This window comes from Aeromonas sp. R4-1 (assembly GCF_040908325.1).
GTDB classification, from domain to species: domain Bacteria; phylum Pseudomonadota; class Gammaproteobacteria; order Enterobacterales; family Aeromonadaceae; genus Aeromonas; species Aeromonas veronii.
Window position 1 is genome coordinate 1 of record NZ_JBFODM010000064.1, and the last position, 15,603, is coordinate 15,603.

10 protein-coding genes and 2 tRNA genes are annotated in these 15,603 nt (G+C 59.6%); 7 read left to right on the forward strand and 5 right to left on the reverse strand.

All coding sequences use genetic code 11. From position 1 onward, the window contains the following. Nucleotides 1-424: RNA-guided endonuclease InsQ/TnpB family protein (locus tag AB5Y90_RS11140; RefSeq protein ID WP_368166724.1), on the reverse strand; the 424-nt coding region annotated here is incomplete at its 3' end. On the opposite strand from AB5Y90_RS11140, the gene tnpA reads away from it, so the two are divergent. The 3 genes from tnpA to AB5Y90_RS11155 all read left to right on the forward strand — a co-directional run bounded on the left by tnpA (nt 389) and on the right by AB5Y90_RS11155 (nt 6,839). Then, nucleotides 389-805, forward strand: coding sequence for an IS200/IS605 family transposase (gene tnpA, locus AB5Y90_RS11145; protein ID WP_064338318.1), 417 nt, complete (start codon nt 389-391; stop codon nt 803-805). The two genes, AB5Y90_RS11140 and tnpA, sit on opposite strands and share 36 nt — an antisense overlap. Before the next feature lie 396 nt (nt 806-1,201). Next, a complete protein-coding gene (locus tag AB5Y90_RS11150; protein WP_270660748.1) occupies nt 1,202-2,977 on the forward strand; it encodes an autotransporter assembly complex family protein in 1,776 nt (591 codons plus the stop codon). A gap of 61 nt (nt 2,978-3,038) precedes the next feature. Next, entirely contained in the window at nt 3,039-6,839 is a 3,801-nt protein-coding gene (locus tag AB5Y90_RS11155; protein WP_270660749.1) for a translocation/assembly module TamB domain-containing protein, read from the forward strand. A gap of 176 nt (nt 6,840-7,015) precedes the next feature. Here AB5Y90_RS11155 and AB5Y90_RS11160 read toward each other — a convergent pair. Continuing rightward, nucleotides 7,016-7,100 (reverse strand) — tRNA-Tyr (locus AB5Y90_RS11160). A gap of 34 nt (nt 7,101-7,134) precedes the next feature. Beyond that, nucleotides 7,135-7,219 (reverse strand) — tRNA-Tyr (locus AB5Y90_RS11165). Nucleotides 7,220-7,343: 124 nt separating this feature from the next. On the opposite strand from AB5Y90_RS11165, the gene AB5Y90_RS11170 reads away from it, so the two are divergent. Further along, on the forward strand, nt 7,344-7,853 hold the full coding sequence (locus tag AB5Y90_RS11170; RefSeq protein ID WP_307895153.1) for a VC2046/SO_2500 family protein: 510 nt from the start codon (nt 7,344-7,346) through the stop codon (nt 7,851-7,853). Nucleotides 7,854-7,964: 111 nt separating this feature from the next. Here AB5Y90_RS11170 and raiA read toward each other — a convergent pair whose 3' ends face one another. Beyond that, nucleotides 7,965-8,303 carry a ribosome-associated translation inhibitor RaiA gene (gene raiA / locus AB5Y90_RS11175; protein ID WP_005334257.1) on the reverse strand — a complete coding sequence of 113 codons (339 nt, stop codon included), beginning with the start codon at nt 8,301-8,303 and terminating at the stop codon, nt 7,965-7,967. A gap of 368 nt (nt 8,304-8,671) precedes the next feature. Here raiA and AB5Y90_RS11180 point away from each other — a divergent pair, with 368 nt between their 5' ends. From AB5Y90_RS11180 to AB5Y90_RS11190, 3 genes are all read left to right on the forward strand, one after another. Further along, the gene (locus AB5Y90_RS11180) at nt 8,672-11,176 is read left to right on the forward strand and encodes a bifunctional diguanylate cyclase/phosphodiesterase (protein WP_021231088.1); all 2,505 of its coding nucleotides are present in this window, start codon (nt 8,672-8,674) and stop codon (nt 11,174-11,176) included. 99 nt (nt 11,177-11,275) lie between these two features. Further along, nucleotides 11,276-13,177: a transglycosylase SLT domain-containing protein gene (locus AB5Y90_RS11185; RefSeq protein ID WP_040066126.1), complete on the forward strand. Its 1,902-nt coding sequence runs from the start codon at nt 11,276-11,278 to the stop codon at nt 13,175-13,177. 177 nt (nt 13,178-13,354) lie between these two features. Further along, nucleotides 13,355-14,353, forward strand: coding sequence for a LacI family DNA-binding transcriptional regulator (locus AB5Y90_RS11190; RefSeq protein ID WP_227094893.1), 999 nt, complete (start codon nt 13,355-13,357; stop codon nt 14,351-14,353). Between the two features lie 77 nt (nt 14,354-14,430). Here AB5Y90_RS11190 and AB5Y90_RS11195 read toward each other — a convergent pair whose 3' ends face one another. Next, a complete protein-coding gene (locus tag AB5Y90_RS11195) occupies nt 14,431-15,495 on the reverse strand; it encodes a 3-deoxy-7-phosphoheptulonate synthase (protein WP_270656593.1) in 1,065 nt (354 codons plus the stop codon). Between the last annotated feature and the right edge of the window lie 108 nt (nt 15,496-15,603).

Genomic DNA, 15,603 nt, shown 5'->3' on the forward strand with positions numbered 1-15,603 from the left:
CCTGATCGAGCTTGAAACCTTGCGGATAGCGGAAGCTATCGGATAAACCCTTCTTTTTGAAGCGAGGGAAATCGGCGCGTTTGGCGAAGAAGTTAGTGTAGGCTCGCTCCAGATCTTTTAGCGTTTGCTGCAAGGGTTGGGAGGGCGTTTCGGCAAGCCAAGCGGTTGAGTCTTCCGACTTCCATTGGGTGAGCTGTTTACACAGCTCCGCATAGCCGAGCTTCTTCTCGCCCTGTTCAAAGCGCTCCTGCTGCAACGCCAGCGCCTTGTTGAACACGAAACGGCATGAACCAGCGAAGCGGCGCATTCGCAGCTGTTGCTGGCCGTCTGGCCGAAGTTCATATTTGAAGGCTTGAAGTCGTTGCATGGCCATAATATACTTTGGTCTATGAGCAAAATCAATGACATTAGAACTGGCAGACACTGCGTTTTCTCTATGCATGTTCATTTGGTCTTTGTGACGAAATATCGCAGAAGAGTATTCGACAATGCCGCCATCGACCGCCTTAGAGAGCTGTTCTCCAAGATCTGCGCTGACTTTGAGGCAGAGCTAAAAGAGATGGATGGAGAGGTTGATCATGTTCACCTGCTGGTGAATTACCCGCCAAAAGTGGCAGTATCGGCGCTGGTGAACAGCCTAAAAGGGGCATCCAGTCGGGTGCTGCGAAAAGAGCGGCCAGACATCGCCGCCAAGTTCTACTACAAGGGCATGTTGTGGTCGCCATCTTACTTTGCATCGAGTTGTGGCGGCGCTCCGATAGAGATCATCCGGCAGTACATCGAGCAACAGCAAACACCTCATTAACCATGGAACGGCTACGCCATTCACACCTTATATCCCCGCCATGAATGACGGGGCTTTACGGTGCTTTTGGGTAAAGAGAGGGGGAGAGGTGACAAATGGTGCCTGACGACGGGGTGAAGCATGTTCAGGGCAGGTCAGCTCGCCCTCATCGGGAAAGCGGGCGTCGTCATTGTCACCAAAATGTGTGATTTGTGGTCAACCTCTTAAAAGATATGGCGAATTTGCCAATGGCACCGCGCTGTCGCTGGCCGATGCCTATGTTAGGATAAGGTTCGCCATTTTTCTGGCGCGCATTATTGTGTCACGGCCATGCACTGCATGGCGTGCTGCGCCGCATTCGGGGTTGGCCCGAAAGGGCGCTGGTTTCCTTCACCACAGATTCAGGAATATTGACCTTTGACAGGATGCATTTCATCCCTGCTGGCAGGGCGTTCACTGTCCGGCCCTGCGTTTCGCCGCGGCCTGCGGGTACTGGGGGTGGGCCTGTTGCTGTCGCTGCTGGCTTCGCCCGCGTTTGCCGCCAAGCTCACCTATCAGGTCAAGGGGTTGAAAGGGGAGAACAAAGATAACGTTGAAGCCTATCTCAATGCCCTGCCAGTCTATCAGGAGCGGCAATACCGCCCGGCCCGCGCCAAAATCACCGAGAGCGTGCAAAAGGCGCTGCAGGTTTATGGCTACTACCAGCCGAAAATCACCCTGAGTCGCGACAAGAAAACCCCGTCCAAAGTGGTGATTGAGGTGGACAAGGGGGAGCCGGTTATCGTCTCCCGCCTCGATATTCTGCTGGAGGGGGATGCGGGCAGCGACGAGCTCTACAGCGCCTTGCTGGACAAGTTGCCCCTCAAAGAGGGCGAGCCCCTCAATCACGCCAAATATGAATCCATCAAGGCGGATCTGGGCAGTCTCGGGCTGGCCCGCGGTTACTTTGATGCCAAGCTGAGCAAGAGTCAGGTCAAGGTGTTCCCGGACAAGGGGACGGCGGAGATCTTTATTCTGTTCGAATCGGGCCATCGCTACCGTTTTGGCGAGATCCGCTACGATGCCACCCCCGAAGCGCTTCACCTTATTCGCCCGCTTATCAACATCAAGAGCGGCGACCCCTATCTCGCCATCCGTCTGGCCGAGATGTCGCAGGATGTCTCCTCCACCAAGCTGTTCCGTCAGGTAGATATCAAGCCGGTATTGAGCGAGGCGAGCAACTATCGGGTTCCCATCGTGGTGACGCTGGATAACCGGGTCGATCACGAAATCGAGACCGGTATCGGTTATGCCACCGACGTAGGCCCGCGGATGAGTGCCACCTGGGAGAAGCCCTGGGTCAACCGCTATGGTCATCGTCTGTTTGCCACCGCCAAGGTGTCGGCGCCGGAGGCAGAGCTCAGCTTCGACTATCAGATCCCGGTGGGCAACCCGCTGCGGGACTACTACTCCATCCAGACCGGCTACCAGTACAAGGACAACAACGATACCCGCTCCGATCTCACCACTATCGGTGTGCACCGCTGGACGCGGCGGCCGGAGAGCTGGGATCGGGACGTCTTTATCCGGCTGGAGAACGAGATCTATACCCAGGGCGCCGACGAGGGGAACAGCTTGCTGCTGATCCCCGGGGTCTCTTGGTCCCGACTGCGGGTGCGCGGCACCCTGGTGCCCGACTGGGGGGATCGCCAGCAGCTGACGCTGGAGTTCTCCGATCCCAGATGGGGTTCCGACATCAGCTTTATGCGGGTGTGGGGGCGCAGCAAGTGGCTGCGTACCCTCGGCGATAACCACAGATTCCTGATGCGGGCCGAGCAGGGGGCCATCATAGGTGACAGCTTCTCGCTGGTGCCGCCGTCCTTGCGCTTCTTTACCGGTGGCGATCAGACGGTGCGCGGCTTTGGTTACGAGAGCATCTCCCCCACCGGGCCGGATGGCAAGCTGACCGGTGGTCGCTACACCAGCGTGGCCAGTCTGGAATACAACTACCGCTTCAGCGAGAAGTGGCTGGGGGCCATGTTTGTGGATGGCGGCACCTCCACCACCGATTACAGCGAGCCCTGGAAAATAGGTACCGGCGTCGGTGTGCGCTGGGTCACCCCCATCGGTCAGGTCAGGCTGGATCTGGCGGTCGGGGTATCGGAGGAGGACAAGCCCTTGCGGCTGCATTTCGCATTGGGGCCTGAATTATGATGTTGTCTAAACGCTTTTTTCTTTGGTCGCTGCGGCTGTATCTTGCGCGGGGGGCTGCATTGTGATCTGGCTAAAACGTATTTTTCTCTGGCTGATGGGGCTGGTGTTCCTGCTGCTCATCGGCGTCAGCCTGCTGGGCTTTACCCATCAGGGCAACAAGTGGTTGTGGCAACAGGCCAAGGGAGCGCTTCCTTCTCTTAAGGGGGAGCTGGTGGCGGGTCAGCTTGGCTATGGCTGGACCCTGGAAGGGGTGGGCTGGCAGGATGAGCTGGTGGATGTCACGGTGGATCGCGCCGTGCTCGACTGGGATCTCGGCAAGTTGCTGCAGGGCAAACTCTGGATCAAATCGCTTGAAGTGACTCATCCGGTGGTGAAGGTGGCCGACTCGGAGCCTGCCCCGGAAGAGCCTTCCGAACCCTTTGTCTGGCGCCCGCTGCCACTCAAAATTCAGGTCGACAGCCTCAAGGTGGCCGATCTCGATCTGGCAGTGCCCGGCGTGGCCGTGACGCTGGGGTCCCTCGATATCGGCGCCACCCTCAACCGCAAGGGGCTGATCGTGCGCGGCCCGGTGCTCGATAACCTGACGGTGACGCTGGATGACGCGGCACTCTCCAACACAGCCAAATCTGCCAAGCAGCCGGCCGCTAACGAGAAGCAAGCCGGTGCTGCGGTGGCGCACAACGACAAGGCCAGCGCCAAGACCCCCAAACAGGGCAACGGGGCGCCAGCTGCGAACACGGCAAAGGCAGCCCCCATTCTCCTGCCCGCCATTCACCTTCCTTTCCCCATCCAGCTGGAAGGGGTCAGCGCGACCCGGGTGCAATATAAGCAGGGCGAGCTGATTGAAGGGCTCGACAGGCTGCTGCTGTCGGCCACCGCCGTCGATGATCGCATCGAGGTGCGCGAGCTCTCGCTGCGCCACGCCATGGCCGATCTGGCGCTCAAGGGCCATATCCAGCTCAGTGATGACTACCCGCTGGCGGTGACGCTGGATGCCAAGGCCCGCAAGGGGCTGCTGGATGGCGAGTTGCAGGGTGAGCAGGCCACGCTGGCGCTGAGCGGTTCGGTCGGCAAGCTGGGGCTGGTGTTGTCGGCCAAGGGGCCGGTCGCCGCCAATCTCAAGGGCTCGCTGGCCGCCCTCGACCCGGATCTCCCTTTTGATGTGGCCCTCGACTGGAAGAGCCTCGGCTGGCCTCTTCACAAGCCTGCCAAAGATGAGCCGAGCTATCGGCTGGACAAAGGAAGCCTGACTGCCAAGGGCAAGCTCTCCGGCTACCAGTTTGCCCTCAATACCTCCGGCAAGGGGACCGATGTCCCCCCCTTCAAGCTTGCGCTGGACGGGAAGGGGGATCTGGAGCGGCTCAGCAAGATCGCCTTGCAGCTCAATGCCCTCAAGGGGGAATTGAAGCTCGATGGCAAGCTCGCCTGGAACAAGGGGATCGAGTGGCAGGGAACCACCCTGTTCAAGGGGATCAATCCGGCCGAGCTGCTGCCTGAGCTGAAAGGGACGCTGGCCGGTGAGCTGGAGAGCCGTTTCGTGATGAACGAAGCGGGCCACTGGGAGCTGAAACTGCCCAAGCTCAAGGTGGATGGCAAGCTCAACCAGTACCCGCTGGCCCTCAAGGGGGAGCTCAGCGGCAACGACAAGATGGAGTGGCAGATCCCGGCGCTCTCGCTGCAAAGTGGCCCGAACCAGTTGCAGGCCAAGGGCAGTATCAGCAGCGCCCAGTGGAGGCTTGATGCCAACCTGCAGGCTCCCCAGCTGGGGGGCATCTATCCCGGCCTGAAAGGGGATATCAAGGGGCAGGTGAAGGTCAGTGGCAATCAGCAGACGCCAAAAATCGATGCGGATCTCGCCTCCGAGCGGCTCTACTATGCCGGCACCGACCTGAAGGGCATTAGTCTCAAGGGCAATGTGGTGATCGGCGCCAAACCGGCCGGTGAGCTCGCGTTGTTGGTGGCGCAGCTGAAACAGGGCGAAACCAAGCTCAGCCAGCTGGCCCTGAACCTCAGCGGCGATATCAGTCAGCATCTGTTGACCCTGACCATGAAGGGTGACCCTGTTGCCGCCAACCTCAAACTGGGTGGCGGCGTGCGCGGGGATCACTGGCGCGGGGCGCTCTCCGAGTTGCGGCTGAAAACTCCGCTGCGCCGTTGGGACTTGAGCTCCCCCTGGGCACTGGATCTCGATCTGCCGCGTCAGCGGCTGGCGATGGGGGATCTTTGCCTCGGCTCCCAGGGGGCCAGCCTCTGCGTCAAGGGGAGTCAGGTCTCCGCTGCCCAGGGCACCCTGGAGTTTGCCCTGAGCGAGTTTGATCTCAAGCGGCTACGCCCCTGGTTGCCGGACAACTTCCGCTGGCAGGCGATGCTCACGGCCGATGGGCGTGCCAGCTGGCGTGGCAATCAGCCTACCTTGCATGCGGTGGTGCGTACCACGCCGGGCACTTTTGTGGCCGATGGCCTCAAGACCGACTATCAGCAGCTGGCTCTGGCCCTTGATTTCGAGCGGCAGCAGGCGGCCATTCGCCTCGATTTTGCCTCCAAACAGATCGGCAATATCGATACCGATCTGCTGATCAAGGAGCCCGCCGGTCGCGGTCTGCTCGGTGGTCAGCTCAAGTTTGATGATCTCAAGCTCAATACCTTTGCGCCGCTCATCCCTGAGGTGCGCTCCCTGCAAGGGATCATCTCCGCCGATGCCCGCTTCGACGGCACCCTGGGGGCGCCCCTGCTGTTTGGCCAGCTCAACCTGCGTGACGGTGAAGTGCAGACCCACTCCGACATGGTGACCCTGACCAAGCTGGTGACCCGCCTCAAGATCGAAGGCAACCGCGCCGAGCTCGATGGCTCCATGCTGGTGGGCAAGGGACCGCTGGCGTTGGGCGGCTGGCTCAGCTGGGCCAAGATGCCGGTCAGCGGCAGCCTCACCATTCAGGGTAAGGATCTGGAGGCGCAATATCCGGGCATGGGCCGGGTCAGAGTCTCTCCCGATATCGCGGTGTCGCTGGGTGAGGAGACCCGCATTACCGGTCAGGTGGATATTCCCTGGGCACGTATTCTGGTCAAGAGCCTGCCGGATTCGGCGGTGGCGGTCTCAGACGATGTGACCGTGGTCTATGACGATCTGCCCCCTGCTCCCAAGCAGGCAAGTCTGCCGCTGGCGATGAAGGTGGCGATCCGCCTTGGCAACGATGTGAAGCTTGATGCCATGGGGTTGAAGACCGATGTCTCCGGTGGCCTCAATATCCGTCAGGATCCCGAGAAGCCGCTGGCAGGCAACGGCCAGCTGGTGCTGACCAACGGCCGCTTCAAGGCTTACGGTCAGAACCTCATCATCAAGGAGGGGCGGATCCTCTTCTCCGGTCCGCTGGATCGGCCGTTCCTCAACATCGAGGCCAACCGGGATCCCGATACCATAGAAGGTCAGGTGACGGTCGGGGTGCGGGTGACCGGCCCTGCCAGCAAGCCGGAGATCACTGTCTACTCCGAGCCGCAGATGGCGCAGTCGGAACAGCTCTCCTATCTGCTGCGCGGCAAAGGGTTGCAGACCGGCGGTGAGGATGGCGGTTTCAACGGTCTGCTGGTGGCCGGTGCGGTGAGTCAGGCCAACGGTGTGGTGTCGAGTATCGGCGAGTCGCTCGGGATGAGCGATGTCTCCCTCGATACGGCGGGCAGTGGCGACAACACCCAGGTGACGCTGTCGGCCTATCTGCTGCCGGGCTTGCAGTTCCAGTACGGGGTCGGGGTTTTCAGCCCCATCGCCGAATTCAAGCTGCGCTACGAGGTATTGCCACGGCTCTATCTGCAGGCGATGAGCGGGGTGGCTCAGGCGGTCGATATCTTCTATCGCTTTACTCTGTAACGCTTCATCCCGTAACAGGGCTGATATGAACGTAAACGGGAGGCGCACGCCTCCCGTTTTTTTATTGCGCGATCGGTAGCAGACAAACGGCGATAAGGGACTGGAGTGCAGAGGAATAACGGATTGGGCAGACCAGAAATGCGAAAACCCGGCGCTAGGCCGGGTTTTCTGAATGATGGTGGAGGGAGAAGGATTCGAACCTTCGAAGGCAGAGCCGTCAGATTTACAGTCTGATCCCTTTGGCCGCTCGGGAACCCCTCCACGGGGTATTGCTTTCAACTTGTCGCACTTGAAATGGTGGAGGGAGAAGGATTCGAACCTTCGAAGGCAGAGCCGTCAGATTTACAGTCTGATCCCTTTGGCCGCTCGGGAACCCCTCCACAAGTACGAGGCGCATACTAACAGATCTTCCGGTTTTGTGAACCCCCAAGCAGGATTTTTCCATTAAAAGAATTGGATTTGTGGCCGATAACCAGTGAAATCGCCATTTTCGAGAGTTATCTCATGCTGCCCAGTTCAATCCGTAATCACCTGCTCGTCGATGAGGGCCAGTTGGGGCAGCGCCTCAACCGTGACCTGCAGCATGGCGATCGGGCGGATTTCCGGTTGCATCTGGCCCTGCTGACCGATGCGGTGGAGGAGCAGCCCTGGTTTGATGCCAAACCGGCGGCCACTCCCCAGAGCCGTGACTGGCGTCTGCACTTTGACCTGAGACCGGCAGAGGTGCTGGTGGCTGAAGGGGTTGGGAGTGACTGCAGTGCCATCAATGAGCGGTTGCAACAGGGGGGAAGCATGGTGGATGTGCGGCTCTGGCTGGCGCTGCAAACATCGCCGCTGGCGGTCAAACAACCGCTGCTGGATGAGGCTGTCTACGATAACCTGTCGCCGCTGGCGCGGGAGCGGTTGCAAGGAAAGCTGGCCGATATGCCGAGGCAGGAAGATCCGCTGGTATTGCTGCCGATCCTCGACCGTTTGCAAGAGGGGGTGGATACCCGGTTGCACTGGCTCAGTTGATGGCGCCTGTTCACTGGTGTAATGCTGTGCTTGTCGGCAAATCACAGGCAACAAAAAGGCGGGTGACCCCGCCTTTATGCTCTTTGAAATTTTTAGCCTTGCGGCATGCTATCAAGCGTCAGCTTCATCCGGTTGCGGCTGCTCTTTGAGCGCGGCATTGGCACGACGGGCAATTGGCTTTTCGGTGTGACGGTTGAGTTGGCGCTCCAGTTTTTGCCCCAGTTCGTTGATGGCGGCGTAGAGATCCTCATGCTCTGCCTGGGCAAACAGTTTGCCGTTGGGGATGCCAGCACTGGCTTCGACAGTGAACATCAGACGCTCTTTGGAAACAATCACATGGGGTGTGATGAGAGGCACCTGAAGACGTTCGAGCTTTTCAAAACGGGATTCGATGCGCTCGCGGATAGCCGGGGTGATGTCGATGATTTTGCTGGTAATTTCGATTTTCATATTGGCCCCCTTCGGGTCGACTTGCTTGTGTCTTCACCTTCAGATTACTCATTGGTAAAGATTGAAATGTGATCTATGTCACATAACCTTCCCTTGGCTATTCAGCAACTTATAAATTGTGATCTTTTCCGGTTTCGTGCCAAAAACAGCTTGAGCTCCATGAAACTGGCAGGCAGTATGACGGGAATAGGATCGTTTCTGTCCCTTCTTGGCAGCACTTCGTGTCGACCTCATGTCCGGTTTCCACTGCTTGATATCGCATGTTTGTACTCTTCCCTCGCAACCTCTGATCTGATGAGCGGATGCAGGGGGCGTTGCTATGCCTGATTGGACATCAAACGTGGTTGGTTGTTGTGTTGGAGTGGTAAATGAAGCAGCAGGCCACGCAAGTCATGTGGTTTTTCGATCGGCAACATGATCAGTGGAGTCTCTCTGATCAGGGGGCCTACCAGCAGTGGCAAGGGGAGGGCAATCATCCCTGGGCCGCTCGCCTGTTACCGGAAGATGAGGCAGGCTTTGCCGACTTTCTCGTCCGGCTTCATGAATCACATCTGCCTGAACAGTTCATCGGTCATCTGAAAGATGATCAGGGGCAGCTCAACCATGTGCTCTGGAGTGGCCAGTTTGTGCCCACCCAGCAGATCTGCTGTGGCTGGCTGGCCCCTCTTGATACCGCCAACAGTGCGGTCTCCTCTCTCAATCTCTCTTTGCCGTTGCTGCAAACCACCCTGCTCACCCAGTTGGCGCAGGCGCTCTCTGCCCGCACCGGGCTCGATTTCTTCAATACCCTGGTCAGCCAGCTGGCCCATATCCTCAAGGTGGATGCGGTCTGGGTGGGTGAGTTGTGCGGTGCCGACCGGGTCAAAGTGCTGGCCGCCGACGGGCTGGCGCAGAAGGACTATCCGCTGGCGGGCTCCCCCTGTCAGGAGCTCTACAAGCAAGGGGCCATCTGTTTCGAGGTGATCGACGAGTCGCAGGAGTATCAACCCTGGCTGGCGGCCGGGCAGACTTATTATGGTCAGCCGCTGTTTGATGCCAGAGGCCAACTTCTGGGCCATCTGGCGCTGCTCTATTCGGCCCCGGCAGATACCAGCAACCTCACCTCGGTGCTCAATACCTTCTCGGTACGGATGGTGGCCGAGCTGGAGCGCCTGCAATCAGATGCCCAGATGCGCCTCTCTGCCGTTGCATTCGAGACCCACGAAGGGATCATCATTACGGATCCGGGGTTCAAGATCCTGCGGGTCAACAACGCCTTCAGCCAGATCACCGGCTTTGACAGCCAGTCGGTGCTGGGCCTGCATCTGGAAGAGGATCTCTGGCCAAATCTGGGGGGGCTCGGTTACGAGCTCAATACCCTCAGCCGCTGGCAGGGGGAGACCCAGCGTCGCCATGTCGATGGTCACACCTATCCCCAGTGGGAGATAGTGACGCCGGTGCAGGATGAAAAAGGGGTGATCAGCCACTTTGTCATCTGCTTCGAGGATATCTCCGAGCGCAAGGCGGCCGAGCGACGCATTCAGGATCTCGCCTATTACGACGAGCTGACTGGATTGCCCAATCGCCGTCAGCTCCACGAGACTCTGGTGCAGACCTTCAACGAGGCGACCCGCGATGGCTTGATTGGCGCGCTGCTCTTTATCGATCTCGATCACTTCAAGACCATCAACGACTCCCTCGGCCACGCCACCGGTGACTGGCTGCTCAAGGAGGTCGCCGCCCGTCTCAAACGGCTGGTGCGACAGGGGGATTGTCTGGCCCGCCTCGGCGGTGACGAGTTTGTACTGTTGCTGCCATCGCTCTCGGCGAGCCCGCCCCAGGCGGAGATGCAGGCCGATATCATTGCCGAACGGCTTATCACCGAGATTGCCGCGCCTTATACCTATGTGGGGCAGGTGCTGCACATCGGCGCCAGTGTCGGCATTACCCTGTTTCCGGATCGGGAGCAGGGGGTCGATGATCTGCTCAAGCAGGCAGATACCGCCATGTATCAGGCCAAGTCCGCTGGCCGCAAGACCCGTCGCTTCTTCGATGCCTCGATGCAGCAGCAGGCGGATCGCCGTCTGCTCATTCACAACGAATTGCGTAACGCCCTCAGCCAGCAAGAGCTGACCCTCTACTATCAGCCCCAGCATATGGTCGATGGCGGCGATATCATTGGTGTCGAGGCGCTCATTCGCTGGCAGCCGGCCGGTCGCTCGCTGGTCTCGCCGGCCGAGTTTATCCCCATCGCCGAGGAGACGGACCTGATTGTCGATATCGGCAACTGGGTGCTGCACGAGGCGTGTGCCCAGTATGTGCTGTGGGAGGAGAACGGCATCCATATTCCGCAGATCTCGGTCAACGTCAGTGCCAAGCAGTTCCATGCCACCGATTTTGTCGAGCGGATCCACGATGTGTTGGCGCAAACCGGCATGGATCCGGCCTGCCTCAATCTGGAGATCACCGAATCCGTGGTGCTGGGTCATGCCGAGGACACCATCAGCAAGATGACCGAGCTCAAGGAGCTCGGCATCAGCTTTGCCATCGACGATTTTGGCGCCGGTTACTCCTCTCTGAGCTACCTCAAGCGGCTGCCTGCCGATGAGCTCAAGATCGACCGCTCCTTCATTCAGGACATCCCGAAAGATGGCGACAACATGGCCATCGTCGAGGCGGTGATCGCCATGGCGCGACATATGGGGTTCAACGTCACGGCAGAAGGGGTGGAGTCCCGTCAGCAACTGGAGTTTCTCAAGGCGCAGGGGTGCAGTTTCTATCAGGGCTATCTCGCCTCCAAGCCGCTGCCGGTGCCCTATCTGGAGAAATATGTACAGCGTCTGACCAGACCGGAGCAACTGCGCGAAATGCAGCTGAGCGAGTCAGAAAAATAGTCCCTGCTCCCCGCTGTAGCGCTGCCCGGCAACGGGTAGAATGAGAGGCAGTAGACCCACCGCCACCGGGCGGTGTATTGCCCTCAATGGAGATGTTCAGTGAAAGCTGTATGGGGAATTGTTTTGTCGGCGCTGTTTGTGCCGACCCTGATGGCGCAGACTGCCGACCAGACGCTCTACCGTCAGGCGTATGACGCCGTACGGGCCAATGATCAGGCCCGTTTCCAGCAAATTCGTGCCCGTTTGACCCATTACCCCCTGCTCCCTTACCTCGATTACTATCAGCTCGCCTTTCGTCCGGGGGCGGCGGATTACAACGATGTGACCCGCTTTATCCGCCAGCATGGGGATACCCCCCAGTCCAACCGGCTGGAGCGCAGCTATCTGACCTATCTGGCCCAGAGCCAGCAGTGGTCGCAGTTCCTGCGCTTCTATCCGGCCAAGCCGAGCTCCACCGACCTGCTCTGCATGCACTATCAGGCGCTCTATTACACCGGCAAGCCGAAAGAGGCGTTGCAGGGGGCGGGCAAGATCTGGATGAGCGGCCAATCCCGTCCCGATGCCTGCTCCCCGCTGTTCCAGCTGTGGCAGGCATCCGGTCAGCGAACCCAGGAGAAGATCTGGCAGCGGATGACGCTGGCGTTCGAGGCGGAAAACCCCAATCTGATCCGCCACCTTGGCGCGACCCTGGGTAGCGGCTTGCAAAGCTATGGCGATCAGATGGTGACCCTGTTTGAGCAGCCCGCCAAGGCGATGAACCCGGCCTATTTCAGCAGCAATCCCTATTCCCGCAAGCTGCTCTCCCTCGGTTTGACCCGCTATGCCAATCAGGAGCCGGAGTCGGTGCTGCGCCAGCTTGCGCTGTTTCGCAGCCGTTTCGGCCTGACCCAGGCTGAGGTGAAACCGGTAGAGCGTGCCATTGCCCGCCGCCTGCTGCTGGATCGCTCCATTGCCCAGCGCAGCTGGGTCGACAGCACGGTGAAAAAGCTGGCGGATCCCGACATTACCGAGCTGCGGGCGCGACTGGCCATCTGGGAGCAGGATTGGCGTGGCCTCTCCGGCTGGGTGAAGATGATGCCGATGGCCCGTCAGAAAGAGGATCGCTGGCGCTACTGGATGGCGCGCTCCCTTGAAGTGCAGGGGCAGCAAAAACCGGCGCGGGATCTCTATCTGGAGACTGCCAACCTGCGTGGTTTCTACGGTTTCATGGCGGCCCAGCGCACCGGTGTGCCCTATCGCATCAAGAACCAGAGCGTCAAGCATGTACCGGACTGGCGCACTGCCAGTCAGCGCTGGCCCTTCCTGTTGCGGGTGCGCGAGCTGCTGTCGATGAACGAGATTGCGGCGGCCCGCTCGGAGTGGATCCACAACATGGATCGCAATCCGGTGGCCCAGCGCATCGAGTTTGGTCATATCGCCCTCAATCAGGGCTGGCACGAGCTGGCCATTCTCGCCAGCATTCGCGCCGAAGCGTGGGATGCCCTCGACCTGCGCTTCCCGCTGCCGCTCAAGCGCACCTTCTCCCAGATGGCTCAAGAGCGTACCATGAACACCAGTTTGCTCTACGCCATCTCCCGTCAGGAGAGTGCTCTCTATCCGCTGGCCCAGTCGCCGGTGGGGGCGCGCGGTCTGATGCAACTGATGCCTGCTACTGCCAAAGAGACTGCCGGCAAGCTGGGGGTGCCCTATCGCAACGAGCAGCAACTGTTTGATCCGACGATGAATATTCGTCTGGGGAGCGCCTATCTCAAGCGCTTGCTGGATGTCTATGATGGCAACCGGATCCTGGCGGCCGCCGCCTACAACGCCGGGCCGGGACGGGTAAAACGCTGGCGAGAGCAGAGTGACAACAAGCCGATGGACGTGTGGGTCGAGAGCATCCCCTACAAGGAGACCCGCAACTACGTGCAAAACGTGTTGTCGTTCGATCTCATTTATCAGCACAAGCTGCAGCAGCCGCTGCGCTTCATGTCAGAGCGGGAGCTCAATCACGCCTATTGAGTCGGGGGCCGCCAGCCGGCCCCTGTTTTCAAATTTCCCTGCTGCCGGGTATCATCGGGTAAGGTTTTGTTACCAAAGGAAACATGCCTGGTGACCTGGCTCCGGGAATTGCATCAGGCCGCAGGGTATACTCGGGCGTCGGCACCGACAGGTTCCCCCACAATAAAGGAATGGATAGTGGCAACGATTAAAGACGTTTCTCAGCTGGCAAATGTGTCTATCTCCACCGTGTCGCGGGTTATCAACAACACGGCACAGGTAGCACCGGAAAAGCGTGAGGCCGTACTGGCGGCCATGAAGGAACTGAATTTTCGACCCAACAGTTTTGCCCAGGCACTGGTCAGCAAGCGTTCCAACTGCATTGGCGTGCTGGTTGGCGACCTCTGCGGCGGCCCCTTCTTTGCCCAGATGATGCGTGGCATCGAAACCATGGTCGATCAGGCCAACAAGTTCACCATCGTCATGTCTGGCAACCACGATATCGCACGCGAGCGTCACGCCATTCAGGCGCTGCTGCAGCGCCAGTGCGATGCGCTGATCCTCCACAGCAAGGCGCTTCCGGACGAGGAGCTGAGCGAGCTGGCGGCGGGTACCACTCCCATCGTGTTTATCAACCGTCAGGTGCCGGGCTTTGAGGATCGCTGCGTCTGGCTCGATAACCAGGCGGGGATCACCACCGCGTGCCAGCACTTGCTGGATGCCGGTCATCGCAACATCGCCTTTATCACCTCCGATGATGAAGAGTTTGTCGATGGTCAGCAGCGGATGGCCGGTTACACCCAAACTCTGGCGAGAGCCGGGATCGCCTTTGATCCTGCTCTCGTCAGCCGCGCCTATGCCGACGAAAATGGCGGATATGTGGCGATGAGTGAACTGCTGGCCCGTGGTGTCGAGTTCACGGCCGTGCTCGGTTTCAACGATGGCATGGTGGCGGGGGCGATCTCTTGCCTGCTGGAGCGGGGTTACAAGATCCCGCAGCAGGTATCGGTGGTGGGGTTCGACGATATCCCCTACGCCCGCTACATCTATCCCAAGCTCACCACGGTGCGCTACCCCATCGAGGAGATGGGCAGCCGCGCAGCCGAGCTGGCACTGCGTCTGCTCGATCACAAGCCGGTGGACGGCTTGGCGCTCAAGTTTGAAGCCCAGCTGGTGGAGCGTGAGTCAGTCGCCTGATGTGCGTCAAACAGTGAACAACAAGGTGGCCCCATCGGGGCCACACTCTTTTCTGCGTTGTCTCTCTAATCCGCTATTTATCCCGCCAGGGCGATCCGCTGTTGACGGCGCGCCTCCACCCCTTCTGCCACCATATCGAGCAGTTGCCTTGTCTGTTCCCAGCCGATGCAGCTATCGGTGATCGACTGGCCGTAGCGTAGCGGTTTGCTGCCGATATCCTGATGCCCTTCGCAGATAAAACTTTCCACCATGATGGCGGCGATGGCATGGCTACCAGCACCCAGCTGGTCGGCAATGTCACGGGCAACCAGCAGCTGGCGGGCATGCTGCTTCTGGCTGTTGCCGTGGCTGCAATCGATCATCAGCCGGAGTGACAGATGATGCTGGCGCAGCAAGTCGCCAGCCTCTGCCACATGACAGCTCTGATAGTTGGGCTGGCGGCCACCGCGCAGGATCAGGTGGCAGTCGGGGTTGCCATGGCTGCGCACCAGTGCCAGCTGGCCATTACCGGAAGGCTGGGTATAGAGGTGGGCCGCTCGGCTGGCGAGGATCGCCTCTACCGCGATCCGGATATTGCCGTCGGTGCCGTTTTTAAAACCGATGGGGCAGGGGAGGGCGGAGGCCAGTTGGCGGTGGAGCTGGGATTCGGTGGTGCGGGCGCCAATGGCACCCCAGCTGATGAGATCGCCCAGATAGAGCATGCTGGTGAGATCGAGAAATTCGGTGGCACAGGCGAGCCCTTCCTGTCCAAGTGCCAACAGTAACTCCCGAGCCTGGGTTAGTCCCTTTTCCAGTTGATCGCTGCCATCGAGGTCGGGATCGAAGATAAATCCTTTCCAGCCGAGCGTCGTGCGCGGCTTTTCGAAATAGGTGCGCATCACCAGTTGCAGCTGCTCCCCGTATTGGCCCTGCAGTTCAGCGAGCCGGCCACCATAGTCGCGGGCGGCTGCCGGATCGTGAATGGAGCAGGGGCCGATCACCAGCAGCAGGCGATCATCCTCTCCCTGCAGAATATGGCGGGCTTGCTGGCGGCTGCGAGCGATCTGGCGAGCGAGCCGTGCCGGACAGGGTCTGGCCTTTAACATCTCGTCAGGGGTGGGCAGGGTGGCAAGGGGTGAAGCATTCAGAAGTGAGGTGAACATGAGCGATCCTGATGAAAATGGAAATCTGCATGCTCTTTGCTGTCCAGTGGGGATCTTCCCCTTATTTTCTTGGTTAACAGAGCGCGGGCATGGGCCCGCGCTCTGTTA

Coding starts and splice junctions, on each gene's coding strand:
- AB5Y90_RS11170 (WP_307895153.1), top strand. CDS start 7,344: ATGCTGCCCAGTTCAATCCGTAATCACCTGCTCGTCGATGAGGGCCAG.
- AB5Y90_RS11195 (WP_270656593.1), bottom strand. CDS start 15,495: ATGTTCACCTCACTTCTGAATGCTTCACCCCTTGCCACCCTGCCCACC.
- tnpA (WP_064338318.1), top strand. CDS start 389: ATGAGCAAAATCAATGACATTAGAACTGGCAGACACTGCGTTTTCTCT.
- AB5Y90_RS11180 (WP_021231088.1), top strand. CDS start 8,672: ATGAAGCAGCAGGCCACGCAAGTCATGTGGTTTTTCGATCGGCAACAT.
- raiA (WP_005334257.1), bottom strand. CDS start 8,303: ATGAAAATCGAAATTACCAGCAAAATCATCGACATCACCCCGGCTATC.